Raw genomic sequence first — 797 nt, 5'->3', positions numbered from 1 at the left:
TTGTTAGGGCAAAGCCCTGTTTGCCATTGTGGAGTTTTTCGCTGATCCGAAAAACGGAGCTTTGGAAAACAAATAAACCACCTGCTATGCAGGTGAGTCAGCATTGCTTCAGCTTACAGAAAAAAACCTCCGGTGGTATAATTAATGTAGGTTCGCCAACCGCACTAATATACACAGGAGGTATCCATATGGATAATAATAGTTTATCACATACAAAGTGGAATTGTAAGTATCATATTGTTTTTGCACCAAAATATAGAAGAAAAGTAGCATATGGAAAAATTAAACAGGATATAGCAGATATTTTGAGTATGTTATGCAAAAGAAAAGGTGTAAAAATTGTTGAAGCAGAGATATGTCCAGATCATGTACACATGTTAGTAGAAATTCCGCCAAGCATAAGTGTATCGTATTTTGTAGGGTACTTAAAAGGAAAGAGTACATTAATGATATTCGAAAGACATGCAAATCTGAAGTACAAATATGGAAACAGACATTTCTGGTGTCGCGGATATTATGTAGATACGGTAGGGAAAAATGCAAAGAAAATACAGGAATATATAGCAAATCAGTTACAGGATGATCTGGAATATGATCAAATGACACTGAAAGAGTATATTGACCCGTTTACGGGTGAGCCAGTAAAACGTAACAAATAAAGATAAGCCCGAAAGGGCTTTGTAGGTAAATGATGTTGCGCTTGGCGAACCTATTTCGATGAGTCTTTAGACTCCAGTGCCGGTAATAGACCCTTATAGGGTCAAAGCAAACCACCGGCTAAGCCGGTGGTCGTGATT

At 37.8% G+C, this 797-nt stretch carries 1 protein-coding gene; it reads left to right on the top strand.

All coding sequences use genetic code 11. From position 1 onward, the window contains the following. Positions 1-188: 188 nt before the first annotated feature. Positions 189-659: an IS200/IS605 family transposase gene (tnpA, locus tag LJE12_RS19640; protein WP_008708385.1), complete on the top strand. Its 471-nt coding sequence runs from the start codon at positions 189-191 to the stop codon at positions 657-659. Positions 660-797: the final 138 nt, after the last annotated feature.

Source organism: Blautia sp. DFI.6.71, from assembly GCF_020593585.1.
Lineage (GTDB): Bacteria > Bacillota > Clostridia > Lachnospirales > Lachnospiraceae > Blautia_A > Blautia_A wexlerae.
This window is presented reverse-complemented; position numbering and strand designations above follow the sequence as displayed.